The sequence below is a fragment of the Bradyrhizobium sp. Leo78 genome (genome assembly GCF_059512425.1).
This window is the reverse complement of record NZ_JCAMOT010000043.1, coordinates 25,006-49,923: the sequence shown is the minus strand read 5'-3', so window position 1 is coordinate 49,923 and position 24,918 is coordinate 25,006. Positions and strand designations below refer to the sequence as shown.

The following is a 24,918-nucleotide window of genomic DNA, read 5'->3' as shown; positions in this document are numbered from 1 at the left end:
ATCGATTTCCCGCCCAACAAATCATCTCGAACGGCCATGGCGTAATGCCGTCCAAATAGGTCTCCAGTGCGGCGGAGACGCTGGTGGAATCCCATGACCGGTATTTCAGATTTTGTCCAGCAAAGTCACAACTTTATCGCAACAGCGCAAAACTGTCGCAGGACAACCATGGTATTGCCCGACTCGTGCTCTTGGCAGACGGCGCCTGACCGGTTAATCGACGGTCCCCGGAGGATGGAACCGATTTCTCTTCGTACGCCACTGGCGCTTCTCCTGATATCGCTGGGTTTGATTGCGGCCGTGTGGTGGTGGCTCGCCACACCGATTACGCTTGCGCGTGCGCCGATCGACCCCAATGCAAAGCTGCAATGTGTCTCCTATGCGCCGTTCCGCGATACGCAGACGCCGCTGATCCCCACCACGCACATTCCGGCGGAGCAGATCGCGCAGGACCTGGCTGATCTCGCCAAGGTCACCGAGTGCGTGCGCACTTATTCGATCGAGAACGGGCTCGACCAGGTGCCAGGCATAGCGGCGAAGGTCGGACTGAAAGTCATCCAGGGCATCTGGCTCGGCAGCGACCGGATCAAGAACCAGACCCAGATCGCGGTCGCGGTCGGGCTCGCCAAGCAATATCCGGGTGTGATCACGGCGCTGGTCGTCGGTAACGAAGTGCTGCTGCGCGGGGAGATGACGACCGCGGATCTCGCCGCCTATGTCCGCGCGGTGAAGGCCCAGGTCCAGGTGCCCGTGACCTATGCCGATGTCTGGGAATTCTGGCTGCGCAACCGCGAGGTCTACGACGCCGTCGATTTCGTCACCATTCACATCCTGCCTTACTGGGAGGACATGCCAGTGCGGGCGAAATTCGCTGCTGCGCATGTGGATGCCATCCGTAAGCGGATGGCGGTGGCATTCCCGAACAAGGAGATACTGATCGGCGAGACCGGCTGGCCGAGCATGGGCAGGATGCGCGAGGGGGCGCTGCCATCGCGCACCAACCAGGCGCGGATCGTCTCGGAAATTCTCGATCTCGCCAAGCGCGAGGGTTTCCGCGTCAACCTGATCGAGGCCTATGACCAGCCTTGGAAGCGCCAGCTCGAGGGTACGGTCGGCGGCTATTGGGGCCTGTTCGACTCCGTCAATCGCGTGGTGAAATACCCGCCCGGAGTCGCCATCAGCAATTACCCGCTTTGGAAATGGTACATGGGCGCTGGCCTTGGGCTGGGCTTCGTCACCTTCCTCGTGGCCTGGCTGGCGGTCCGGCGGCGGCCATGGGCGCCGCGGGTCATGTCCTGGATCGCGGTCGGCGTCTCCGCAACCAGCGCCGGGATCCTGCTCGGGGTTGCCATCGACAAGATGATCTATGAGAGCTACGGGACCGGCGGCTGGGTGCAATGGGGGACGCTGCTTGCGGCAGCCATCCTCGCGCCGATCCTGTCGGCTCACGCGCTGATGGAGGGCAAGTCGCTGCCGACCTTCCTCGAACTGCTCGGACCGCGCCAGTACCGGCACGGCACCTTGCTCACAGCGCTGCTCGGCCTGTCGCTGATCGTGACGACCGTGATCGGGGCAGAAACCGCACTCGGCTTCACCTTCGACCCGCGCTACAAGGACTTTCCGTTCGCCTCGCTCACCATGGCGGTGGTGCCGTTTGCGCTGCTGATGCTGCTCAACCGGCCGCAGGAAGGGGTAAGGCCGATCGCGGAGGCCGTGTTCGCCGGCCTTCTGCTGGTTGCGGCCGGCTATACCTTCCTCAACGAGGGGACCGACAACTGGCAGTCGGTCTGGACCTGCGCGATGTATGTGTTGCTGGCGCTTACGCTGTGGCGGGCGCGGGTCGCGCAAAGCCTAAAATGAGCAGGCCGATCGCGATCCCCGACAGCGCGACATTGTAGAGCACGATCCCGAACCCCGCCGCGATCAGCCCGCCGGTCATCAGGACGATCGACGGCCGCAGCACGTGCAGTGTCGCGATCACGAGCGCGACGATGCCGAACACCGAGTTCCGGAACAGGGTCGTCGCCAGCGCGCGCACCTTGCAGTTCATGGTCTGCAGGCCCGCATCGCAGGCGAGCGCGACAGTTGAGAATTCGATCACGAGATAGCGCACGTAAAGTGCGTAACCGACGGTGAGGAAACCGACGATCAGCAGGAACTGCACCTGATAGGGCGTAAGGCGAAACGGGGTCTTTGTCATCGCGCGAATATGGTCGGGAAAGGGGACGAGGACAAGCCGCTTCGGGCGGCATGAAAGCGAGTGAAAATGTCGCCGCAACTTCTTGCGGTCACGCCATTATTGCTCCTTGCGACCGAACATTGAGGTGATCGCCGAGACTGCGGAAGGCGGCTCCGGCTTCTTCGGCGGCTCCTCGACCACCACTGGAGCTGCCGCTCGTTTCGGTGCCGCGTGCTGGCGTGGTGCGGGCTTGTTGGGAGTCGTCGCCGTCGGCTCCGGCTCGTCCTTGAGCGTCAGGCGCTGGCCGTCGAAAACAGCGGTCTCGCAAGGGCGGCCGTTCTCGGCGAGTACCGCGCAGATTTTCGCCGCGGCCCCGGCGTCGCGCAGCGGGCCGGCAACCAGGCGAAGCTGCATGCCGAGCCCGTTGGCGCCTTCCTTGATGACGATGATCGGGCGCAGGTTGAACAGTGGAGCGTTCGAGCGCGATTTCAACAGGCCTCGCCACAACGCGCGCAGCCCCGGCACCGTATTGGCGGTGCCGAGATCGACCCCGAATTCGGTACGCAGCACCTCGGCTTTCGGCGCGCCGGCGTCCTCTTTCGCTTTCTCCGCGTCACCAGCGGCAGGTGCCGCGGCGACCACCTCGGGCATGGGGCTGGCGGTGACCGTGGCAGCGGGCATGGCCGGCTCGACTTGCTTGCTCGCGGCAGGAACGGGCGGTCCGATTATCGACGCCGCGCCGACGAGCGGCATCGCGGGTAATGGCGCTGCCGCGGCATCGGTCGGGTCCGGATTGCTGGCTGGCACGGGGGCGGCGGGTGCCGTGTTGGCAGCAACGACCGGCGGTTTCTCCACGGGCGGCTTCTCGCTCGCAGCGGCCAGTGGCTTGTCCGAAGCCAGCACCGGGGGCTTTTCGGCGGCTGGTTTCTCGGGCGCGGTTGGAGCGGGTGTCGTTGCCGCGACTGGGGCCACGACCGGAGCCGAGGCATGATGCGCTGCCGGCTCTTGCACCCACGCGGGATATGGCGAGTGGGCGGGCTGTGGTGCAGCCGCCGTGCTCTGCTGCGCGATCGTGCCGGTAACCGAATCCAGTCCTTGCTCCAGCACGGTGACGCGGGCGTAGAGCCGGTCGCGGTCCGAATTGAGCGTCTCGATCGCGGACGCAAGCCGCCGCGCCTCGTTCTGGCTCTCCTTGGTGAGCATCTGGATCTGCTGCGCCTGCCGCGCCACCTCCGCGGCGGCACCCTGGTCGCGCCGCCACCCGAGCGAGGACTGGGGGGCGAGGACCGCGAGCGTGACGGCGCCGACTGCGGCAAAACCCCAGGAGCCGAGCCGCCACAGCGTGCGGCGGTCGAATTCGTCTTCCTCGGCAAGCAGGCCTGTAAACAAACCGCCGGTGCTTTCCGCGCCGAGATCGCCTGCCAGATTGTCAGGATCTTTGGCCAAAACCCCTTTGGCCCTCCTCAAGGCCCGCCGAATCACGCCGCAAAGATTAACAGGAAATGCGCGGGGAACCTGATCCGTAGCCAGCCCGCGAGGCGAATAGGTTTCCTCTCCCGGGGAAACCAATTAAGACGGCTTGGCGCGATCCGCGGACAATATTTGAGGGTTTTGATGACTGCTCGATCCAGCCTGACGGTGGTGCTCGCGGCCGGCGAGGGCACGCGCATGCGATCCTCGCTGCCGAAGGTCCTGCATCCCGTCGCCGGACAGTCGCTGTTGTCCCATGTGCTGCGTGCTGCGCCGAATGGCACAGGCGCTTCGCTGGCGGTGGTGGTCGGGCCGGACCATCAGGCGGTCGCGGATGAGACGCGGCGGGTCCGTTCTGACGCCAGTACCTTCGTGCAGCGCGAGCGGCTCGGCACGGCCCATGCGGTGCTGGCGGCGCGCGAGGCGATCGCTGCTGGAGCCAACGATCTCCTGATCGCGTTCGGCGACACGCCGCTGATATCGGCGGAGACCTTCGAGCGACTGCGCGCGCCGCTGAAGAATGGCGCCGCGCTCGCGGTGCTCGGCTTCCGCGCCGCCGATCCCACCGGCTACGGCCGGCTGGTGGTCGAGAACGGCAGGCTCGTTGCGATCCGCGAGCAGGCCGACGCCAGCGCCGAGGAACGCAAGATCACGCTGTGCAATGCCGGCGTGATGGCGTTCGACGGGCGCAAAGCGCTCGGCATCCTCGATGAGATCGGCAATGCCAATGCCAAGGGCGAATATTACCTGACCGATGCCGTCGCCATCGTACGTGAAAAAGGATTGGAGGCCGTCGTGATCGAGACCAGCGAAGACGAAGTGCGCGGCATCAACACCAAGGCGCAGCTTGCGGAAGCCGAAGCGGTACTGCAGGCGCGGTTGCGCAAGGCTGCGATGGAGGCCGGCGTGACGCTGATCGCGCCGGAGACCGTCTATCTCGCCGCCGACACCAAATTCGGCCGTGACGTCACCATCGAGCCCTTCGTGGTGATCGGCCCCGGCGTGAGCATCGGCGATGGCGCGGTGATCCACTCCTTCTCGCACATCGTCGAGGCCACGATCGGCAACAAGGTCTCGATCGGTCCCTATGCGCGGCTGCGGCCCGGCACCTCGCTCGGCGACGGCTCGCGGATCGGCAATTTCGTGGAGACCAAGGCTGCGATCCTGGAGGAGGGCGTCAAGGTCAATCATCTCTCTTACGTTGGCGACGCCCATGTCGGCGCCAACTCCAATCTCGGTGCCGGCACCATCACTTGCAATTATGACGGCTTCCTCAAGCACAAGACCCTGATCGGCAAGGGCGCCTTCATCGGCACCAATTCCTCGCTGGTCGCGCCCGTGAAGATCGGCGCCGGCGCCTATATCGGCTCGGGCTCCGTCATCACCAAGGACGTGCCCGACGATGCGATGGCGGTCGAACGCAGCCCGCAATCCGTCCGCGAAGGCGGCGCGGCGCGCTATCGCGAGATCAAGATGAAAGCGAAGGCCGCGAAGGGAAGCTGACGCGATAGTCCCGTAGGATGGGTAGAGCGAAGCGAAACCCATCGCGATGAAGCACGCCGCGCGATTGATGGGTTTCGCTTCGCTCTACCCATCCTACGATTCCGTCTCGTCTTTCGATGGAACGACGCTGTCATTCCGGGGCGATGCGCCAGCATCGAACCCGGAATCCATTTCTCCGCTTGCGCCCGTGGCCCAATGGATTCCGGGCTCGCGCTACGCGCGCCCCGGAATGACGGTGGCGGTTTGCGGCGAACGGGAGGGGCAGGTTGGATCTGCCTTAACTCGCCCGTTAATCTTCTCTTTAACGTTGTCTCAATCCGCAATAATTATTGAGTTTGTTGGTGCCCGCGTTTCCCGTTAAGGGAGCGTGTCGTCGGTTTGGCAAATTTTCGGCGATTTGGGGATTTTGATCCGCATGTGCGGCATTATCGGCATTCTCGGACGGGCACCGGTTGCGGAGCAACTGGTCGATTCGCTCAAGCGACTTGAGTATCGCGGCTATGATTCCGCTGGTGTCGCCACGCTGGAGGGCGACCATCTGGTGCGGCGGCGCGCGGAAGGAAAATTGAAGAACCTGGAAGCGCGGTTGCACGCCGAGCCGCTCGATGGCCACACCGGCATCGGGCATACGCGCTGGGCGACGCATGGCCGGCCGACCGAGGGCAATGCGCATCCGCATGCGACGGACAATGTCGCTGTCGTCCACAACGGCATCATCGAGAATTTTCGCGAATTGCGCCAGGAGCTCGAGAAGCAGGGCGCGAAATTCTCCAGCGAAACTGACACCGAGGTCGTCGCCCATCTCGTCAACTCCTACCTCCTGAAGGGCTATTCGCCGCAGGAGGCGGTGAAGGCGTCGCTGCCGCAGCTCCGCGGCGCGTTCGCGCTGGCGTTCCTGTTCAACGGCCACAATGATCTCTTGATCGGCGCCCGCAAGGGTTCGCCGCTCGCGGTCGGGCATGGCGACGGCGAAATGTATCTGGGATCGGACGCGATCGCGCTGGCGCCGTTCACCGATACGATCAGCTATCTCGAGGACGGCGACTGGGTGGTGCTGTCGCGCGAGGTCGGCGTGATCTATGACGAGCATGGCGCGGTCGCCAACCGCGAGGTGCTGAAGTCAGGCGCATCGGCATTCCTGGTCGATAAGGCCAACTACCGCCACTTCATGGCCAAGGAAATCCACGAGCAACCGGAAGTGGTTGGCCACACGCTCGCCCGCTATATCGACATGGCGACCGAGCGGGTCACGTTGCCGGTCAAGCTGCCGTTCGATTTCAAGGATATCCAGCGCGTCTCGATCACCGCCTGCGGCACCGCGAACTATGCGGGCTATGTCGGGAAATATTGGCTGGAGCGGTTCTCGCGCCTGCCGGTCGAGATCGATATCGCGTCCGAATTCCGCTACCGCGAGGCGCCTTTGCGGAAAGGCGATCTTGCGATCTTCATCTCGCAATCCGGCGAGACTGCCGACACGCTGGCCGCGTTGCGTTACGCGAAAGAGCAGGGCGCGCATACGGTTTCGGTGGTGAACGTGCCGACCTCGACGATAGCGCGCGAGAGCGAGACCGTGCTGCAGACGCTGGCCGGTCCCGAGATCGGTGTCGCCTCGACCAAGGCCTTCACCTGCCAACTCATGGTGCTGGCCTCGCTCGCAGTCGCCGCCGGCAAGGCGCGCGGCGAACTGTCGGACGCGGACGAAGCCAAGCTCGTGCACGGCCTCATCGAGATTCCCCGATTGATCGCGGCGGCGCTGACCACGGAGCCGCAGATCGAGAAGCTCGCGCGCGAGATCTCCAAATCGCACGATGTGCTCTATCTCGGCCGCGGCACCAGCTATCCGCTCGCGCTCGAGGGTGCGCTGAAGCTGAAGGAGATTTCCTACATCCACGCCGAGGGCTATGCCGCCGGCGAGCTCAAGCACGGGCCGATCGCGCTGATCGACGAGAACATGCCGGTCGTGGTGATCGCGCCTTTCGACAAGGTGTTCGAGAAGACCGTCTCCAACATGCAGGAAGTGGCCGCCCGCGGCGGCAACATCATCCTGATGACCGATGCCAAGGGGGCGGCGGAGGCGACCGTCGATTCCCTGGTCACGATCGTGCTACCGGACATGGCGGCGGCCTTTACGCCGATAGTCTATGCCGTTCCGGTGCAGCTCCTCGCCTATCATACCGCAGTGGTCATGGGCACGGACGTCGACCAGCCGCGCAACCTTGCGAAGTCGGTTACGGTCGAATAGCCGCAACCGCCCGGATTACGTTGGCCCTTCAAAAACCTGCTAGGATGGCTTAGCTGGGAGATTCTGGCTGCGCCCTGCGACCTGGAACCATAATGAGCCCCGAGAATCCGCCTCCGATCCCGCCCCCGGGCGAACACTCGCCAGACGGCCCGCGCGGCCTGATGGCCCGCTTTCGAAACTATTTCCTGACCGGGCTGATCGTCACGGGGCCGGTCGCGATCACCCTCTATCTGACCTGGTGGTTCGTGACCTGGGTCGACGGCCTGGTGCGACCGTTCGTGCCTTCGGCCTATCGCCCTGAAACCTACCTGCCATTCGGCGTGCCCGGTTCCGGGCTGGTCGTCGCGGTGATCGCGCTGACGCTGCTCGGTTTCCTTACCGCGAATTTGATCGGACGGACGCTGGTCGATCTCGGCGAGCGGCTGCTGGGGCGGATTCCGGCGGTGCGCGCGATCTATCGCGGCCTCAAGCAGGTGTTCGAGACGCTGTTCTCGGGCAACGGATCGAGCTTCCGCCGCGTCGGCCTGGTCGAATTTCCCTCGCCGGGCATGTGGTCGATCGTCCTGATCTCGCAATCGCCGAGCGCGAACATCGCGGCGAGTCTGCCGGGCGAGGAGGAACACATCTCGGTGTTCCTGCCATGCTCGCCGAACCCGACCACCGGATTCTTCTTCTACGTGCCGAAGAGCAAGATCATCGAGGTCGAGCTGAGCGCCGAGGATGCCGCGACATTGATCATGTCCGCCGGCGTCGTCCAGCCGGGCTCCGGCGATGCAAAGCGCGTCGCCGCGCTCGCCGGTGTCGCCAATGCCGCTCGCATCGCCAACTCCGCCTCCACGCTGCAGCCGAAGCCCGCGCCTGCGAAAGTGGAATAGGGCTCTCCCGATTTTGAAGGTGAAGCGAACTCGTGCTCGCCTTCGGATCGTTCTACAAGCGCGGTCTTACAAAACCCTTCAGGATCCATCATGTCCAATACGATCGCGATCCTCGCGCCGGGTGCCATGGGCAGCGCGGTGGCGCAACGCCTGGCCGAACACGGCGCCCGCGTCCTGACCTCACTTCACGGCCGGAGCGAAGCGAGCGCCAAACGCGCGGCTGCCGCCGGCATGATGGCGGCCGATGAGGCCGATATCGCCGCTGCCGACATCATCTTGTCGATCGTGCCGCCCGGCGAGGCGATCGCGCTGGCCGAGCAGTTGGCGGCCAATATCGCGAAACACCGAACGAGACCTGTCGTCGTCGATTGCAATGCCGTCAATGTCGAGACGGTGCAGAAAGTCGCCGACATCATCGCGGCTTCCGGCGCGCGCTTCGTCGATGGCGCGGTCATCGGCTTGCCGCCGAAACCAGGCTCAGCCGGACCGGCATTCTATGTCTCGGGCGAACATGCGCAGGACCTCGCAGTGCTCAAGCAATTCGGTCTCGACTTGCGCATCGTCGAAGGGCCGGTCGGCGCTGCTTCCGCGCTCAAGATGTCGTATGCGGGCATCAACAAGGGGCTGACAGCCGTCAGCGCCGCCATGGTGCTGGCGGCTACGCGCGCAGGCGCCGCGGACGCGTTGCGCGACGAACTGGCACTCAGCCAGCCACACATTTTGGCGCGGCTCGGGAATGCGCTGCCCGATATGGTGCCGAAGGCGTATCGCTGGGTCGCCGAGATGCGCGAGATCGCGGCGTTCCTCGGCCCGGATCATCCCGCCAGTCTCGCCTATGAGGGATTCGCGCGGCTGTTCGAGCACGTCGCTGCGGATGCGAGCGGCGCGGGCAAGGACGTCGCGAAGCTGCGGGCGTTCGCCGAGAGCTGCAAGGCGAAGAATAGCTAAAAAGCTACCACCGTCATTGCGAGGAGCGAAGCGACGAAGCAATCCATTGTCACCGCGTGCGTGGAGGCATGGATTGCTTCGCTGCGCTCGCGATGACGGGGTAAGAGCCAGTCAGATCAACGTGTCGTACAAATCTTTCCAATCCGGGTTCACAGCTTCAATCAGGGCGATCTTCTTCGCGCGGCTGCCGGCCTTGATCTGTTTTTCGCGCGCGATGGCGTCGAGCATGGTGTCGTGGAGTTCGTACCAGACCAGCACCTTGCTGCCGTATTTCGCCGTAAAGCCTTTTACGAGTCCTTCGCGATGCTCAAAGGCGAAGCAATCCATTGGCTTTCGAGAGCGCGGAAAGGTGGATTGCTTCGCTTGCGCTCGCAATGACGGCGGTTGGGGTTGCGCGGTCCTGCTGCCACAAACACCGTCATTGCGAGGAGCGAAGCGACGAAGCAATCCACGTCTCCGCTTGCCGTACCATGGATTGCTTCGCTGCGCTCGCAATGACGGGGAAGAACGTCACCCCGCGCCGATCAGGGGGATCGCTTCGTCACGTTCGAACAGGTAGAGCAGGCAGCGCAAGGCGTCGCCGCGCTCGCCTTTCAGCTTCGGATTGTCCTTCATGATGCGTAGCGCTTCGTCGCGGGCCTGCGCGATGAGCTGGCCGTGTACCTCAGGGCGCGCGATGCGGTAGCCTGGAAGGCCACTTTGGCGGATGCCGAGCACGTCGCCTTCGCCGCGCAGCTTCAGGTCTTCCTCGGCGATACGGAAGCCGTCGGTGGTTTCGCGGATCACTTTAAGCCGCGCTTTTGCGATTTCGCCGAGCGGCTCCTGGTAGAGTAGCAGGCAGGTTGACGCCTCCGAGCCGCGCCCGATCCGGCCGCGCAGTTGGTGCAGTTGCGCAAGTCCAAAACGCTCTGCGTTCTCGATCACCATGATGGTCGCCGCCGGTACGTCGACGCCGACCTCGACGACCGTGGTGGCGACCAGCAGCGTGATCTCATGCGCGGCGAACTGCGCCATCACGGCGTCCTTCTCCGCGCCCTTCATCTGGCCGTGGACGAGGCCGACACTGTCGCCGAAACGCTTCTGCAGGCTCTCGAACCGCTTCGTCGCGTTGGTCAGGTGTTCGGTGCCTTCGGCTTCGGATTCCTCCACCAGCGGGCAGATCCAGTAGACCAGCTTGCCCGCCGTCAGCGCGCGGCCGACGGCGTCGATGACGTCGCTGATGCGGCTTGCCGGCACGGCGCGGGTATCGATCGGCTGGCGGCCGGCCGGTTTTTCTCGCAATTCGGAGATGTCCATGTCGCCGAAATAGGTGAGCACCAGCGTGCGCGGGATCGGCGTGGCGCTCAGCACCAACACGTCCACCGCTTCGCCTTTCGATGTCAGCGCCAGCCGCTCGCGCACGCCGAAGCGATGCTGCTCATCGACGATCGCAAGCGCCAGCGACTTGAAGATCACGTCGTCCTGGATCAGCGCATGGGTGCCGACCAAAAGGTCGATCTCGCCGGCCTCGAGCCGGGCGAGCAGTTCACGCCGCTCCTTGCCCTTCTCGCGGCCGGTGAGGATCGCGACACGAAGACCGGCGCGCTCCGCAAGCGGGGCGATGGTCTTGATGTGCTGCCGCGCCAGGATTTCGGTCGGCGCCATCAGCGCGGCCTGCTTGCCGACTTCGGCGACGGCCGCGGCCGCGAGCAGCGCCACCACGGTCTTGCCGGACCCGACGTCGCCCTGCAGCAGGCGCAGCATGCGCACCGGCTGGCGCAGATCTTCTGCAATCGCCGCCATAGCGGAGCGTTGCGAAGCCGTCAGTGCATAGGGCAGCGCGTCGATGATCTTGTTGCGCAGATGGCCGTCGCCGGCATTGCGATCGCCGGCAGGCCGGCGGAGTTGGGCGCGGATCAGTGCCAGCGCCAATTGCCCGGCGAGCAGCTCGTCGAAGGCAAGGCGCGACCAGAACGGGCCGTCAGGCAGGATGTCGGTGAGCTCGACCGGCACATGGACACGCTGCAGCGCTTCCGCGATCGGCGGAAAGCTGCAGCGGCGCAGCACCTCCGGGCTGATCCACTCTGGCAATGCGGGCAGTTTCTGCAGCGCCTGCGCGATGGCACGGCGGAGCGAGCCGATCGCAAGTCCCTCGGTCAGCGGATAGACCGGATCGATGCCGGAGAGTTTTGCAAAGCCTTCTTCATCGACGACGCGGTCGGGATGCACGATCTGGGGGATGCCGTCGTACATCTGCAAGGTGCCGGAGACATAGCGCTTGGTTCCGACGGGAAGCAGCTTCTCGACATAGCCCGGCTGGGCGCGGAAGAAGGTGAGCACCACATCGGCGGTGTCGTCGCTGGCATAGACGAGATAGGGCGCACGCGAACTGCGCGGCGGGGCCGGGCGATGGCGGTCGATCGTGACCTCAAGCGTCACCACCGTGCCCGGAACCGCGTCGCGGATCTTCGGCCGCGCGCGGCGGTCGATCACGCTTGCGGGCAGATGCAGCAACAGATCGACCAGCCGCGGCGTCTCGCTGCGGTCAAGCAGATAGCGGAGCAGCTTGTCCTGCTTCGGCCCGACGCCTGACAGGCTCGTGACCGGCGCAAACAGGGGATTGAGCAGAGCAGGGCGCATTCAGGTCTTTCGTCGTGCGAGACGCGTCATGCGCGGACTTGATCCGCGCATCCATCTTGAAGAGAGGATGGATTGCCGGGTCAAGCCCGGCAATGACGGGAGGCGTTGATAATTGGGAACAAGAAGGGCTGACATCGGTCATCCCAGTCGCTATATCACCCCCGCCCGGCACGTCCGGGCTTTTGGCGTTTGGATGGATTTGGCGACATGACGGGAACGACACGGTCGAGCGGCGGGCTCGACGACCGCCGCAAGCGGCTATTGTTTCGCTGCTGGCATCGTGGCACCCGCGAGATGGACCTCATCCTCGGCCGCTTTGCGGACGCCGAAATCGGCAACCTCTCGGAGGCCGAACTGTCCGAACTGGAGCATCTGCTCGAGGTGCCCGATCCCGACCTCTATGCCGCGCTGATCGGCGACAGGCCGCTTGACGAGGCAGGGGCGCTGTTTGCCCGCATCAAGGCGTTTCGCGCGGTGGAACACGACACATGAAACCACAAGCCAAATCGCCCGCCGCGCTGCTGGCCCCCGGGCGCGCGGTGACCTTTGCCAATGTCGCGGAGGGGGCCGAGGGGCTCATCATCGCCGATCTCGCGCGCGCGATCGCGGCGAAGCCGAGGCGGCCGGCGGTCAGCCTTGCCGTGGTCTGCCGCGACGGGGCGCGGATGCAGCAGCTTGCCCGCGCACTGGAATTCTTCGCGCCCGATCTTGCCGTGATGCAGTTCCCGGCCTGGGACTGCCAGCCCTATGACCGTGTCTCGCCGCATGGTGGCGTCCTGGCGCAGCGCCTGACCACGCTGGCACGACTGTCGCGGCTCGCCGGCAGCGACAAGCCTCTGATCGTGCTGACCACCGTGAACGCCATCGTGCAGCGGGTGCCGGCGCGCGAGGTGGTGGCGGCGCAGGCGCTGTCGGTCGCGCCGGGCCATGTCGTGCCGATGGACTCGATTGTCGCGTGGCTTGAGCACAACGGCTATACGCGCTCCTCCACCGTGCGCGAGCCCGGCGAATATGCGGTGCGCGGCGGCATCCTCGACCTGTTTCCGGCCGGGCTCGAGCAGCCCGTGCGCTTCGATTTCTTCGGCGATTCCCTGGAGTCGATCCGCACCTTCGATGCCGAGACCCAGCGTACGCTTTTGGACATGCGCGGGCTCGATCTGGTTCCGGTCTCGGAATTCCAGCTCACCACGGAGACCATCCGCCGCTTCCGCATGGGTTATGTCGCCGCCTTCGGCGCACCGGAGCGCGACGATGCGCTGTATGAAGCCGTCACCGAAGGCCGCCGCCATCCCGGCATGGAGCACTGGCTGCCGCTGTTCCAGGAGCGGATGGACACGCTGCTCGACTATCTCGACGGCGCGCCGATCGCGATCGAGCCGCAGGGCGAGGACGCCGCGCGCGAGCGCTTCAAGCAGATTGTCGACTACTATGACGCGCGGCGCGAGGCGATGGAGCATCCCGGTGGCGGCGCGATCTACAAGCCCCTGCCGCCGGACCAGCTCTATCTCACCGAGGCAGAATGGACGCAGCGCCTGAACGATGGCGCACTGGCGCGGCTGACGCCGTTTGCCGTGCCCGAAGGCAGCACGGAGGTGTTCGACGCCGGCGCGCGGCAGGGCCGCAACTTCGCGCCGGAGCGCGCCGATACCTCCATCAACGTGTTCCAGGCCGTCGCCGCCCATGTGCAGGCCCTGCAGGCACAGCGCAAGAAGGTGGTGATTGCGTTGTGGAGCGAGGGCTCGCGCGACCGCATGGGCTCGATGCTTCAGGACCACAAGCTCCACAATGTCACCAACGTCAACACCTGGCGCATGGTGCAGGCGACGCCGCGCAACGAGGCAATGCTCGCTGTGCTCGGCATGGAATCGGGCTTCGAGACCGACGATGTCGCCGTCATCAGCGAGCAGGATATCCTGGGCGACCGCCTGGTGCGGCCGCGCAAGGCGCATCGCAAGCTCGACAACTTCATCTCGGAGGTCACGAGCCTGTCGGCCGGCGATCTCGTCGTCCATGTCGAGCACGGCATCGGCCGCTTCGTCGGCCTGCAGACGCTGGAGGTCGGGGGCGCGCCGCATGACTGTCTCGAGCTGCATTATGCGGCGGAGACAAAACTGTTTCTGCCGGTCGAGAACATCGAGCTGCTGTCGCGCTACGGCTCCGACAGCGCCAATGTCGAATTGGATCGTCTCGGCGGCACCGGCTGGCAGGCGCGCAAGGCGAAACTGAAGAACCGCATCCGCGAGATCGCGGGCGAATTGATCAAGATCGCGGCCGAGCGCATGCTGCATGAAGCGCCGAAGATGCCGGTGCAGCCGCATGTCTATGACGAGTTCTGCGCGCGCTTCCCCTATGAGGAGACCGAGGACCAGCTCGGCGCGATCAACTCGACGCTGAAGGACCTCGAGAGCGGCCGCCCCATGGACCGGCTGATCTGCGGCGATGTCGGCTTCGGCAAGACCGAAGTGGCGCTGCGCGCGGCATTTGCGGTCGCGCTCGACGGCAAGCAGGTTGCGGTGGTGGTGCCGACCACGCTGCTCGCGCGCCAGCACAGCAAGACCTTTGCCGAGCGCTTCCGCGGCTTCCCGGTCAATGTCGCGCAGGCCTCGCGGCTGATCCCGACAAAGGAGCTGACGCAGGTCAAGAAGGGGCTCACTGACGGCAGCGTCGATGTCGTCGTCGGCACCCATGCGCTGCTCGGCAAGTCGATCAAGTTCAAGGACCTGGGCCTTTTGATCGTCGACGAGGAACAGCATTTCGGCGTCGGCCACAAGGAGCGGCTGAAGCAGCTCCGGGCGCAGGTGCATGTGCTGACGCTGTCCGCGACGCCGATCCCGCGCACGCTGCAGCTTGCACTGACCGGCGTGCGCGAGCTCTCGATCATTGCCTCGCCCCCGGTCGACCGGCTCGCGGTGCGCACCTTCGTCGCGCCGCATGATCCCTTGATGATCCGCGAGGCGCTGCTTCGCGAGCGTTATCGCGGCGGGCAGGCGTTCTATGTGGTGCCGCGGATCGAGGATCTCGCTGGTGTCAAGGACTTCCTCGACAAGAACGTGCCGGAGATGAAGGTCGCGGTGGCGCACGGCCAGATGCCGCCGACCGTGATCGAGGACATCATGTCGGCGTTCTACGACGGCAAATACGACATCCTGCTGTCGACCACGATCGTCGAGTCCGGGCTCGATATCCCCAATGCCAACACGCTGATCGTGCATCGCGCCGACATGTTCGGCCTTGCCCAGCTCTATCAGCTCCGCGGCCGCGTCGGTCGCTCGAAGCTGCGGGCCTATGCGCTGTTCACGCTGCCGGCGCAGCAGAAGATTACGGCGCAGGCCGAACGGCGGCTCAAGGTGCTGCAGTCGCTGGAGACGCTGGGCGCGGGCTTCCAGCTCGCTTCCCACGACCTCGACATCCGTGGCGCCGGCAATCTGCTCGGCGAGGAGCAATCCGGTCACATCAAGGAAGTCGGCTTCGAACTCTATCAATCGATGCTGGAGGAGGCGATCGTCAACCTCAAAGCCGGCGTCGCCGAGCCTGCCGCCGACCGCTGGTCGCCGCAGATCACGATCGGCATGCCCGTGCTCATTCCGGAGGATTACGTCAACGATCTTTCGGTGCGGCTGTCGCTGTACCGGCGGCTCGCCGATCTCGACACCGAAGAGGAGATCGACAATTTCGCAGTCGAGATGCGCGACCGCTTCGGCGTGCTGCCCGACGAGGTGCGCTATCTGTTCAAGGTCGCCACCATCAAGGCCTATTGCCGCCGCGCCAATGTCGAGAAGGTCGATGCCGGCCCGAAGGGCGCCGTGATCTCGTTCCGCGACAATGCCTTTGCCCAACCCGACCGCCTGGTTGCCTTCATCCGCCAGCATGGCCAAGCCGCCAAGGTGCGGCCTGACATGAAGGTCGTGTTCTTCCAGGAATGGAAGACTCCGGAGGAACGGCTTGCAGGGACAACGGAAATCCTGCGGCAACTTGCCAATCTCGCCGAGAACAAGAAGGCGGCGTAAGCTTGCCTTCCTGTCCGCGGGATGCCGGTCGCGCAGCGCGGCCGATCCCGAGCTTTTGAGACAATAGTTGGCTGTTAATATTACTGCTTAACTACCAGTTAAGTATGCGTTGGCGGCACGAAAGCGCATGGCCTAGCGTGCGCCGAGTGCGGCTCCGTAACCGGCGAGTTGGTGCGTACCATGAGGAATCGAATCTGTGGCGCGTTGATCGCGTTTGTTGGCGCAGCAGCGCTCCTGTTTGCTGCGAATGATGCATCCGCGAGGTCGGGAGGAGCAGCGCGCGCCGGGGTTGCTTCGGCGCCGTCGGTTGTGCGCGGGCACGTTGGTCCTGCGTTCCGGCCGCATCGGCGAGGCTTTGTCGGTGGCTTCTGGCCGGGCACTGCAGGCTATTTCGATGCGCCAGCGGTCGGCGAAGGCATCGCCGGCATGCCGCAATCGCAATCTGTCTCGGGCGACTTCCGCAACACCTACACCTATGACGTCCCCTGGGACTGGGCCCATCGCTATCCGCCAATGGTTGAACCTTCCGATCGACCCTATGTCTCGAGCTGCCCCTCGGAGAGCGTGACGGTCCCCGGACGGCGCGGCGGTGAGCACACCGTCAACATCACGCGCTGCTACTGACCAAGAAGCTTACGGCTGCGCCTGGCTGCCCCACGCATCGAGGCCGAGTTTCCAGAGCGGCGGCAGATCGGCGAAAGGCGGTGTGGTGTGTGCGATGACGATGGCCGCACGGCGGCTGTCCGAGTCGATCTTGCTGTTGATCGCCTTGACGTGCGCGTTGATCGTGGCGACGCCCTGGCTCGCGTGATGGAACTCGGAAAAGCTCACAACTTCCGCGTCGATCAGGCGAATGATGCTCGTGAACGGCACGTTAGGCGGCGCGTTCAGATCGGGCTCGGACTCGGAAAGGCGAATGATCTCGGCGTCGAGATCATTGTCCCTGTTGTCCATGGGATTCTGCGTTGCAGTTTCTGGTTGAGATTGAATCTATTTTGCGCGCAGTTTGCAGCAATCGGGAACCCGATCTGTTGCAGCAAAGCCTCGCTCGTTTTTCTTAACGCTCACGCCACCGCCTGTATACCCTTGCGGTTAGTAGTCAGATCGTGATTCATCGAAGACTGTTTGGGTGCGTGCGTTGTTTCCTCGGCGTCGTTGAGGAGCCAGCGTAAGTATCAACGTTGCTGAAGTCCAATGTCGCGAGCTTTCTCGCGAACATCGGCATCGGTGATGGGCAAGTCGCCGCACAGGTTGACGTGATCAGAAGTCGTGCAAATGGCTTTGCGGCAACCACAGGCGCGTGCGGAAAATTGGTAGTGTCGTGGGGGCTGCAATGACGTGGAAATGTTCGGACCGCCAGTCGCGGGGCGACGGCTATCGTCATCGTCAGGTCCGGCGCGTCATGCGTGTCGGTTCCACAGCCTTTTGTGTGGTTATCGGCTTCACCATGGCGGCGTGGGCTGATGGCGGCCGGGGCGGCGCCGGGTTCGGCTGGTTCCCTGCTGCTGGCGGCGTTGGTTATACCGGGAATCCGGGCGATAGCGTGCGTCCTGATTCGTTGGCTGGGGCCGGCGGCGGCGGCGCTGGAGGCGGTGACGGCGGTAGTGCGTTCGGCGGTCTTCCTGGTGGCACCGGAGGTACGGCGGGCGATCCGAACGGCCATGACGGACAGACCGGCCTCCTGGGCGGAAGCGGCGGTGGCGGCGGATACAATGGCAACGGCGCCGGCACAACGATTCTGACCAACACTGGGACGATGGTCGGCGGCCGAGGCGGCAAGGGCGGCGACGCCAATTCGGGGGGCGCGGGCGGCGGCGGCGGTGGCGGGGCAGGCGGGTACGGAGCGGTGATCACCGGCAACGGCGCCAGCAGCAATAGCGGGACCATCACCGGTGGCAGTGGCGGCGACGGCGGCAAGTCGGGAATTTACGGTGGCCCCCCGTATCCTGACACCGGCGGTAGTGGCGGCAGCGGTGGCGTGGGCGTTCAATTCAGTGCCACAGGTGCCAGCTTCACCAACACCGGGACAATCGCTGGGGGCACCGGCGGGACGGCCGGCGCAGCCGTCGGCGCTGGAGGTGGTGGCGTCGGAGGCGCTGGCGGTGCCGGCCTTGTCGGGGCCGCACTTTCGGTTGTCAACACTGGCAACATCATCGGCGGCATAGGCGGCAGCGGCGCCGTGGGATATGGCGGCGTCCTGGCTCCCGCTGGGAGCGGCGGCGCTGGCGTGTCTCTGAGTGCCGCCTCGTCGCTCGACAACCGCGGCATCATTCGCGGCGGTCTCGGAGGCGGCAGCGGTGGGGCGGGGGGCAGTGGTGGCGGAGCCGGTGCCATTCTGTCGGGTTCATCGCTTACCAACACAGGATCGATCATCGGGGGAGATGGCGGGAGCGGCGGCACCCTCGGCGGCGGCGCCGGCATCGTCGGCACGGATGCCACTGTCATCAACAACGGCGCGATTTCAGGCGGCTTGTCCAACGACGGTATGACCCGCGCCAACGCTCTCACGTTTCTTGGTGGGGCAAACACACTCATCTTCGGCAGCTCGACGCCGGGCCTGACTGGCAATATTGCAATCCAGGCCGGCACGCTGACGTTTGACCAGTCGTCGGACATGACGCTCAGCAATGTGATCACCGGAGGCGGTGCTCTCATCAAGGCCGGTTCGAAGACCCTGGTTCTCAACGGCCAAAGCACCTACACCGGTCCAACCACCGTCAATGCCGGCAAGCTCGTGGTCGGCGATGACAACCACGCCGGCGCGAGCCTCGCCAGCACCGTCACTGTGAACGGCGGCGGCACGCTCGGCGGCATCGGTACCATCGGCGGCCTCGCTGTTGCGAATGGCGGCGCCGTCGCGCCCGGCAATTCGATCGGCACCCTGAACGTCGCCGGCAATGTCAGCTTCGCGGCGGGCTCGATCTACCAAGTCGAGACCAATGCGGCCGGCCAATCCGATCGGATTGTCGCTACCGGGACCGCAACCCTCACGGGGGGCACCGTGCTGGCGCTGGCGCAGAGCGGAATCTTTTCGCCGCAGACAGCCTACACCATCCTCACCGCGAACGGCGGCGTCACCGGCACGTTTGCGGATGTCAGCAGCAGCCTCATCTTCCTGACGCCGACTTTGAGCTACGGTGCCAACGACGTATTCCTGAGATTCGCCCGCAGCAGCACCGCATTCCCCGACGTCGCGGAGACCCCAAACCAGCGCACGGCGGCCGGCGCCTTGCAGGAGAGTTCACTGACCAGCCCGCTGGTGATTGCCGTGCTCAACCAGAGTGCGGCCGGCGCGCGGCAGGCGTTCGATGCGCTGTCGGGCGAAGTGCATGCCAGCGCGCAGACCGCAATGATCGACGACGCCCGCTATCTGCGCGAGGCCGTGCTCGGACGGTTGCGGCAGGCTTCATTCACCGGCGACGCGGGGCCGATGGCCGCGCTCACCTCCGGAGGCCCGCAGTTGGCCGCGTCGGCCAGTCCTGCGCTCGCCTATGCAGGGGTGGGCAAATCGGCTTTCCCGATGAAAGCGCCGCCCGCAGTGCCCGCAGTGCTTCCCGAGACGGCGTTCTGGGCGCAGGGCGTCGGCGCCTGGGGCCGGCTCGACGGCAACGGCAATGCCGCTGGCATGACGCGCGATCTTGCCGGCTTCTTTAGCGGCGTCGATCATCGCTTCGCTCCCAACTCGATCGTGGGCATCGCCGGCGGCTACACCAGTTCAACCGTCCGCGTCAGCGACCGGACGAGTTCCGCTGATGTCGAGACCGCCCATCTCGCCGGCTATGTCGGTGCGACCTACGGTGCGCTCAGCCTGCGCGGCGCTGCGGCGGCAAGCTTCAGCACGCTCGATACCAGCCGTTCGATCGTCTTCCCGAACTTCTTCGACACCGCGCGCGCCCGCTACGACGCCACCACGGCGCAGGTGTTCGGCGAGGTGGGTTATGGGCTGACCGTCGGACAGGTTGCGCTCGAACCGTTTGCGGGGCTCGCCTGGGTCCATCTCGACACCAACAGTTTCAATGAGACCGGCGGTAGCGGCATCGCCGCGTTGCTCGGCTCCGGCACCAAGGAAGACGTCGGCTACTCGACGCTCGGCGCGCGCATCGCCACCAGCTTCCTGCTGACGAACGGCATGTCGCTGACGCCGCGCGCCTCGGTGGCGTGGCAGTACGCGCTCGGTGATGTCACCCCGACGGCGGCGCTGGCGTTCCAGAGCACGGGCGCGAACTTCATGGTCGCGGGCGTGCCGCTCGCGCGCAACGCGGCGCTGGTCGAAGGCGGGCTCGACTTGCGGGTCACGCCGCAAGCCAGCGTCGGCATCTCCTATGTCGGCCAGCTCGCGGACCGCGTGCAGGATCATTCGGTCAAGGGCAGCTTCTCCTGGAGATTCTAGAGCCCGATCCGGAAAAGTAGAAACCGGCTTTCCCTCGCGACAACGCGAAGCGCTCGCGCGGAGATCATGATCTAGGAGCGCACTAGCAGAGGCGCGACGCAAACCCCACCACGCGCGACGAGTGTCGTGCGGGGAACTTCGGCGTGGCGGCAGCCAGGGCAGCGCTCTCCACCCCGAAGGTTCCAGCCGCAACCATAAGAGCGCGATCACGATCAGCGGCGCATAGCGGTGGCGCCTCTGGCGCACTCCTATGTCCCCGGAGGTAAGGGTCCGTTTCGGAGACAACAGGGAGATGATCCATGTCTCAGGCTGAACACTTCGATGTCGTCATCCTCGGCAGCGGTCAGGGCGGCAAGCAGCTCGCATGGCACCTTGGCCGTTCCGGTAAGAAAGTCGCTGTGGTCGAGCGCCGCTGGGTCGGCGGCTCCTGCCCGGCAGTCGCCTGTCTCCCGTCGAAGAATGAAATCTGGAGTGCGCGGGTCGCTCACCTCGTGCGGAACGCTGCGCATTTCGGGACACTGACTGGCGCCGTCAAGACCGATATGGGCAAGATGCGCGCTCGCAAACAGGGCATGGTCGACCGCGAGATCGCATTCCACCTGAACGCCTACAAGGAGAGCGGCGCAGAACTCATCATGGGCAGCGGCCACTTCGTGGGTCCGAAGACCCTTCAGGTCGCGTTGAACGATGGGGGTACCCGCTTGCTCGCGGGTGACGAGGTTGTCCTCAATGTTGGTACGCACGCAGCCATTCCTGAGATCGCCGGTCTCAAGGCCGCGCGTGCGCTTACTCATATCGAAGCGCTAGAGCTCGACTACGCGCCGTCGCACTTGATCGTACTCGGGGGCGGCTATGTCGGTGTCGAAATGGCACAGGGCTTCCGTCGGTTCGGCAGCCGGGTGACAATCATCGAGCCGGGTCGCCAGCTCATGGGACGGGAAGATACCGATGCGGCCGAAGAGATTCAGCGCATTCTGAGCGGTGAGGGGATTGACGTGTTGCTGAACGCCCAGCCCGTCAGTGTCCATGGTGTTTCCGGCGATACAGTCTCGGTTAGCGTGCGCACCCCCAAGGGTGAAGAGAAGATCGAAGGCAGCGACTTGCTTGTGGCGGTTGGCCGCGTCGCCAACACCGCCGGCATCGGGCTCGATGAAGCTGGAATAGAACTCGATGCCCGCGGCTTCATTCGTGTCAACGAGCGCCTGCAAACGACCGCGCCCGGTGTCTGGGCGATCGGCGAATGCTGCGGCAGCCCCCAGTTCACGCATGTCTCGATCGATGACTTCAGAATTGTAAGGGACAACATGGCCGGCGGCAGCCGCAGGACCGACGATCGCCTCATTCCCTATGTCGTGTTCACCGATCCGCCGCTCGCACGTGTCGGCCTCTCCGAGCAGGAAGCCAAGCGGCAGGGTATCCCTGCGCGTGTCGCGAAGCTGCCGATGTGTCATGTCCTGCGCACGGAGGCAACCGACGAGACCGATGGCTTCATGAAGGTGGTCGTCAGCGCGAATGACGACCGTGTCCTCGGCTTCTCAATGATCGGTTCCGAGGCCGGCGAAGTCATGGCCGTCATCCAGACCGCAATGCTCGCCGGCTTGCCGTACCCAAAGTTGCGTGATGCCGTCATCGCCCATCTCACCATCGCGGAAGGATTGGGGCCGCTATTCGCAAACGTGCCGCCGCGGTCTTGATCGGACGACGCGGGCGCTCCTTGCGCCGCTATGATGCCGCGCGGTGCGCCTCGTCGTGTAGCCGCGCGAGCAGCGATCTTGCCGTGTCGTTCGACAGCAGCGTAGCGACGCTCACGCTGGGATCGGAACGCATATCGTGCGTGCCATGGCTGGTGTGGCGCATGACGCTGGACAGGCGACGCGCGATGGCATGGGCGTTGCGCAAGTCGGCGCCCGCGAATACGACGATGACCGATCCGTCTTCCTGGGCCGCGCCGAAATCCATCTGGCGCATCAGGCGGCTGATAATGCGCGCGCCGTCGAATTGCGCGCGGGGATGGTCGGGATCGAAGGCGAAGCGCGCCACACTCAACGCGCCGCCGTGCTCGGTGGCCTGATAGACGGCGGTGGCGAAATCGCGCTCAAAGGCAATGCGGGTGAGCAGGCCAGTGCGCGCATCGATCAGGCCCTCGGCGTCGATCGCGCGCAGCGTCCGGCTCAAATGCACTTCGAATGCGTGCTGGCGCACCAAGGGCAGAGCGATCGCGGCGACGTCGGCCGGCTCGCGGGCAACCAGCTCGAGATGGGGCAGTTCGTAGCTGGGGGCAAGCCCGTCCGGCGTTACCACGACCGGCAGATTGCGGAAGCGGGCGTCTTCGGCAAGCACCGTCAGGAAGGCATCGATCACACGCAGCGTAAAGCCTTCGCCGAGAACGATGCCATCGACGTCGCGAGAATTGAGATGCTTGGCGGCCGCCTCGATGCTGAGCGCGCCGACCACGCCGCAACGCTCGCCGAGCACAACCGAGAGCGCCGGGTAGGCGCCACCGCGGCCAATCAGGAGCACGGTCGCGTCGCGGCTGGTGTCGATATCCGAAAGCAGGATCGGCGAGGGCGGTACCAGGCGCCGCATCACGGTCGAATGCAGCGAGCGGATGCGCAGCACCGCGTTCAGACGCGCGACCAGGCGACTGGGATGCTTCTCGGCATGAAAGAACGGAATGGCATTGTCGGGCAACGCCGCTTCGGGATTGACGGCGATTAGCGGCAGATAGGGCTGGCGTGGCGCGATCATCGCTGCCAATTCGGCAAGTCCCGCCTCATCTCTGCTCGAGGCAGCGGCGATCACAGCGGCTGGCTGTACCTGGGTGACGGCGCGCGCGGCGTCAGTCCATGTGGTCTCGATTACCGGGAACAGCCTGCTCTCATCGAGCGCGCGCGCAAAGGCTGGCCGGCCCGTGGTCGAGGCAATCAGGATCGGGCCTTGCTGGGGCATTCGGCAACTCGGATCGGGCGGAAGCGTTGGCCGCGATGCTAGTTGCCGCCGCTTAATGCAGCGTCAACGTTAGTTCATGATCCGATTTGACGGAATCGGATCATGAACTCATCTCCTTGTTTGAGCATGATCTCCGCGCAAACGCTTCGCGTTTGTCGCGAGGGAAAACCGGTTTCCACTTTTCCGGATCATGCTCTAACGCGGGGTTTGCTCAGATGCCGCCGGTCCGATCGCGAAAGGCTTCGACCATCAATGGATTGAGGCCGAGTTCTGTCATGGCGTTGCGGGCGCGCGCATTGTCCTGGGCGCGCCCTGCGAGGCGATGGCCGGCGAGGCGGTCGGGCAGAGCGGTGAGCAACGCGCCCTGGCCGAGTCGGCGCGACCATTCCTGCAGGTCGTTGGCGAGGAAGCGGTAGCCACCAACCGCCATGATGCCGGACGGAGGCGCGGTGATATTGATGGCGCCCGTCGAACGGTCGAGCCGCGCTGCGTATTCAGTGTCGACGTAGTCGCGGGGGGGCGGCGCTATCAACGTGTCGTTCGGCACTTGCGGCGGTGCGTAGGCTGCGGCGGGCACCATCGGCCCACGCAGGCCAAGCGTACCTGTTGGCGTCAGCAGGATCTCGCCGGCAATGGAGGAGCCCGGAAGCTCGCGCGGCGCGCCATGCGGACCCGGTTTGATCGGCGCTGGCGAACCGTCCTCGGCGGTCCGGCGCGCGCCAAACAGGCCGGCTTCGCCGAACAGATAGACGTCCGTCAGCGTCGCGCGCTGCGCGGTCCAGGACGCGCCGGCGGCGACCTGTTCGGGCGCCCGCCACAGCCCGATCACGTTGCGCAAGCTCGGCATGTTGACGTCGAGGTCAAGTTCAGCCAGCCGCAGCGCCAGAGGCGCAGGCGTAATCAGCGTGTCGCAGGCATGGTCGTTGATCTGGGTCTGCAGCACCTCTTCATCGAAGGGGTGGTGCAGCACCAAAGTGCCGCCGGTGAGCAGCCAGACCGCAAGCGAAGAAGCCAGGCCTGCGAAGGACATCGGGGTAAAAGTTGACATGATGGTTGCGCCCTGCGGCACGTCGCTTTCCAGCGACATCGCAAGTCCGCCGGCGATCACGGCGAAATGGGCACGCGGTACCGGACGGAAGCCATCGGCGGTCACATCGAAGGAGATCAGCGAGGCCTTGCGGCCGTCCTGGATCACCGCCCGCGTGGTCGAGGATTCCCGCAGGATAGCTTGGTCGAGCGACGCCATGCCTTCAGGCAGGTCGCTGCCGAAACCGCAGACATGGCGGATCGAGAACGCTTCCGCCGCCGCGTTCATCGCGAAGTCGGCGTAGATGACGCCGTCGATCCGGCTCGTCGTCACGATTGCCCGCGCGGCGGTGCGGTTCAATGCCGCGGTCAGTTCGGCGTGCCGCCAAAGCAGCGGCATCGGCGCGACCACCAGGCCGCAGCGATGGGCCGCCAGCACCGTCAGCGCGAATTCGACCGTGTTCGGCAATTGCACGGCCAGCACGGAATTGGCCGGCAATCCCGCTTCAATGAAATGCGCCGCTAGCGCCGAGATCGCGCGGTCGGCTTGCGCATAGGTCAGCCGCTTGCGCGTCTGGCCGGTGATGCGCTGCTTGTTGAGCGGATCGACCAGCGCCAGTGCGTCCGGCTGCCGCGCCAGCACGCGCTTGAACAGGGAATCAAGAGTGGGCGAAGCGGACTGGGTCACGGGTTCAACGTCGGTTGCATCA

At 65.0% G+C, this 24,918-nt stretch carries 17 protein-coding genes; 10 read left to right on the top strand and 7 right to left on the bottom strand.

The window, feature by feature from the left end; genetic code table 11:
• The first annotated feature begins 234 nt into the window (after nucleotides 1–234).
• A complete protein-coding gene (locus tag AC5ZG1_RS35735; protein ID WP_496135686.1) occupies nucleotides 235–1,860 on the top strand; it encodes a glycoside hydrolase family 17 protein in 1,626 nt (541 codons plus the stop codon).
• Here the strand turns inward: AC5ZG1_RS35735 and AC5ZG1_RS35730 are convergent.
• Together AC5ZG1_RS35730 and AC5ZG1_RS35725 are read right to left on the bottom strand one after the other, a co-directional pair.
• Nucleotides 1,820–2,200: a hypothetical protein gene (locus tag AC5ZG1_RS35730; protein WP_028165524.1), complete on the bottom strand. Its 381-nt coding sequence runs from the start codon at nucleotides 2,198–2,200 to the stop codon at nucleotides 1,820–1,822. The two genes, AC5ZG1_RS35735 and AC5ZG1_RS35730, sit on opposite strands and share 41 nt — an antisense overlap.
• Nucleotides 2,201–2,296: 96 nt before the next feature.
• Entirely contained in the window at nucleotides 2,297–3,625 is a 1,329-nt protein-coding gene (locus AC5ZG1_RS35725) for a hypothetical protein (RefSeq protein ID WP_496135685.1), read from the bottom strand.
• A 168-nt stretch (nucleotides 3,626–3,793) separates the two neighbouring features.
• Here AC5ZG1_RS35725 and glmU point away from each other — a divergent pair, with 168 nt between their 5' ends.
• The 4 genes from glmU (at nucleotide 3,794) to AC5ZG1_RS35705 (ending at nucleotide 9,217) form a co-directional block, all read left to right on the top strand.
• Nucleotides 3,794–5,152: a bifunctional UDP-N-acetylglucosamine diphosphorylase/glucosamine-1-phosphate N-acetyltransferase GlmU gene (glmU, locus tag AC5ZG1_RS35720; protein WP_496135684.1), complete on the top strand. Its 1,359-nt coding sequence runs from the start codon at nucleotides 3,794–3,796 to the stop codon at nucleotides 5,150–5,152.
• A 415-nt stretch (nucleotides 5,153–5,567) separates the two neighbouring features.
• On the top strand, nucleotides 5,568–7,394 hold the full coding sequence (gene glmS, locus AC5ZG1_RS35715) for a glutamine--fructose-6-phosphate transaminase (isomerizing) (protein WP_456644878.1): 1,827 nt from the start codon (nucleotides 5,568–5,570) through the stop codon (nucleotides 7,392–7,394).
• A 92-nt stretch (nucleotides 7,395–7,486) separates the two neighbouring features.
• Nucleotides 7,487–8,269: a DUF502 domain-containing protein gene (locus AC5ZG1_RS35710; RefSeq protein ID WP_165435607.1), complete on the top strand. Its 783-nt coding sequence runs from the start codon at nucleotides 7,487–7,489 to the stop codon at nucleotides 8,267–8,269.
• A 90-nt stretch (nucleotides 8,270–8,359) separates the two neighbouring features.
• Complete coding sequence (locus AC5ZG1_RS35705; protein ID WP_496135683.1) at nucleotides 8,360–9,217, top strand: DUF1932 domain-containing protein; 858 nt, start codon at nucleotides 8,360–8,362, stop codon at nucleotides 9,215–9,217.
• A 111-nt stretch (nucleotides 9,218–9,328) separates the two neighbouring features.
• Here the strand turns inward: AC5ZG1_RS35705 and AC5ZG1_RS35700 are convergent, their stop codons facing one another.
• Nucleotides 9,329–9,544 (bottom strand): GIY-YIG nuclease family protein, encoded by a 216-nt coding sequence (locus AC5ZG1_RS35700; RefSeq protein WP_496135682.1) that lies wholly within the window; start codon nucleotides 9,542–9,544, stop codon nucleotides 9,329–9,331.
• A 183-nt stretch (nucleotides 9,545–9,727) separates the two neighbouring features.
• On the bottom strand, nucleotides 9,728–11,836 hold the full coding sequence (gene recG / locus AC5ZG1_RS35695; RefSeq protein WP_496135681.1) for an ATP-dependent DNA helicase RecG: 2,109 nt from the start codon (nucleotides 11,834–11,836) through the stop codon (nucleotides 9,728–9,730).
• 207 nt (nucleotides 11,837–12,043) lie between these two features.
• Here recG and AC5ZG1_RS35690 point away from each other — a divergent pair, with 207 nt between their 5' ends.
• The 3 genes from AC5ZG1_RS35690 (at nucleotide 12,044) to AC5ZG1_RS35680 (ending at nucleotide 16,467) form a co-directional block, all read left to right on the top strand.
• The gene (locus tag AC5ZG1_RS35690) at nucleotides 12,044–12,328 is read left to right on the top strand and encodes an FAD assembly factor SdhE (protein WP_028163490.1); all 285 of its coding nucleotides are present in this window, start codon (nucleotides 12,044–12,046) and stop codon (nucleotides 12,326–12,328) included.
• A complete protein-coding gene (gene mfd, locus AC5ZG1_RS35685) occupies nucleotides 12,325–15,843 on the top strand; it encodes a transcription-repair coupling factor (protein WP_496135680.1) in 3,519 nt (1,172 codons plus the stop codon). The genes AC5ZG1_RS35690 and mfd overlap by 4 nt, the downstream gene beginning before the upstream one ends.
• Nucleotides 15,844–16,152: 309 nt before the next feature.
• Nucleotides 16,153–16,467, top strand: a complete 315-nt coding sequence (locus tag AC5ZG1_RS35680) for a hypothetical protein (protein WP_496135679.1) — start codon at nucleotides 16,153–16,155, stop codon at nucleotides 16,465–16,467.
• Between the two features lie 9 nt (nucleotides 16,468–16,476).
• Here AC5ZG1_RS35680 and AC5ZG1_RS35675 read toward each other — a convergent pair whose 3' ends face one another.
• Nucleotides 16,477–16,797: a hypothetical protein gene (locus AC5ZG1_RS35675; RefSeq protein ID WP_496135678.1), complete on the bottom strand. Its 321-nt coding sequence runs from the start codon at nucleotides 16,795–16,797 to the stop codon at nucleotides 16,477–16,479.
• Nucleotides 16,798–17,176: 379 nt separating this feature from the next.
• Between AC5ZG1_RS35675 and AC5ZG1_RS35670 the strand changes: the two genes are divergently transcribed.
• Complete coding sequence (locus AC5ZG1_RS35670; RefSeq protein WP_496135677.1) at nucleotides 17,177–20,233, top strand: autotransporter outer membrane beta-barrel domain-containing protein; 3,057 nt, start codon at nucleotides 17,177–17,179, stop codon at nucleotides 20,231–20,233.
• Between the two features lie 299 nt (nucleotides 20,234–20,532).
• Entirely contained in the window at nucleotides 20,533–21,927 is a 1,395-nt protein-coding gene (locus AC5ZG1_RS35665) for a mercuric reductase (RefSeq protein ID WP_496135676.1), read from the top strand.
• A gap of 28 nt (nucleotides 21,928–21,955) precedes the next feature.
• Here the strand turns inward: AC5ZG1_RS35665 and AC5ZG1_RS35660 are convergent, their stop codons facing one another.
• Nucleotides 21,956–23,182, bottom strand: coding sequence for a GGDEF domain-containing protein (locus tag AC5ZG1_RS35660; RefSeq protein ID WP_130229492.1), 1,227 nt, complete (start codon nucleotides 23,180–23,182; stop codon nucleotides 21,956–21,958).
• 211 nt (nucleotides 23,183–23,393) lie between these two features.
• A complete protein-coding gene (locus tag AC5ZG1_RS35655; protein ID WP_456644887.1) occupies nucleotides 23,394–24,896 on the bottom strand; it encodes an AMP-binding protein in 1,503 nt (500 codons plus the stop codon).
• Between the last annotated feature and the right edge of the window lie 22 nt (nucleotides 24,897–24,918).

Coding starts and splice junctions, on each gene's coding strand:
- AC5ZG1_RS35735 (WP_496135686.1), top strand. CDS start 235: ATGGAACCGATTTCTCTTCGTACGCCACTGGCGCTTCTCCTGATATCG.
- AC5ZG1_RS35730 (WP_028165524.1), bottom strand. CDS start 2,200: ATGACAAAGACCCCGTTTCGCCTTACGCCCTATCAGGTGCAGTTCCTG.
- glmU (WP_496135684.1), top strand. CDS start 3,794: ATGACTGCTCGATCCAGCCTGACGGTGGTGCTCGCGGCCGGCGAGGGC.
- glmS (WP_456644878.1), top strand. CDS start 5,568: ATGTGCGGCATTATCGGCATTCTCGGACGGGCACCGGTTGCGGAGCAA.
- AC5ZG1_RS35710 (WP_165435607.1), top strand. CDS start 7,487: ATGAGCCCCGAGAATCCGCCTCCGATCCCGCCCCCGGGCGAACACTCG.
- AC5ZG1_RS35705 (WP_496135683.1), top strand. CDS start 8,360: ATGTCCAATACGATCGCGATCCTCGCGCCGGGTGCCATGGGCAGCGCG.
- AC5ZG1_RS35700 (WP_496135682.1), bottom strand. CDS start 9,544: ATGGATTGCTTCGCCTTTGAGCATCGCGAAGGACTCGTAAAAGGCTTT.
- recG (WP_496135681.1), bottom strand. CDS start 11,836: ATGCGCCCTGCTCTGCTCAATCCCCTGTTTGCGCCGGTCACGAGCCTG.
- AC5ZG1_RS35690 (WP_028163490.1), top strand. CDS start 12,044: ATGACGGGAACGACACGGTCGAGCGGCGGGCTCGACGACCGCCGCAAG.
- mfd (WP_496135680.1), top strand. CDS start 12,325: ATGAAACCACAAGCCAAATCGCCCGCCGCGCTGCTGGCCCCCGGGCGC.
- AC5ZG1_RS35675 (WP_496135678.1), bottom strand. CDS start 16,797: ATGGACAACAGGGACAATGATCTCGACGCCGAGATCATTCGCCTTTCC.
- AC5ZG1_RS35670 (WP_496135677.1), top strand. CDS start 17,177: ATGACGTGGAAATGTTCGGACCGCCAGTCGCGGGGCGACGGCTATCGT.
- AC5ZG1_RS35665 (WP_496135676.1), top strand. CDS start 20,533: ATGTCTCAGGCTGAACACTTCGATGTCGTCATCCTCGGCAGCGGTCAG.
- AC5ZG1_RS35660 (WP_130229492.1), bottom strand. CDS start 23,182: ATGCCCCAGCAAGGCCCGATCCTGATTGCCTCGACCACGGGCCGGCCA.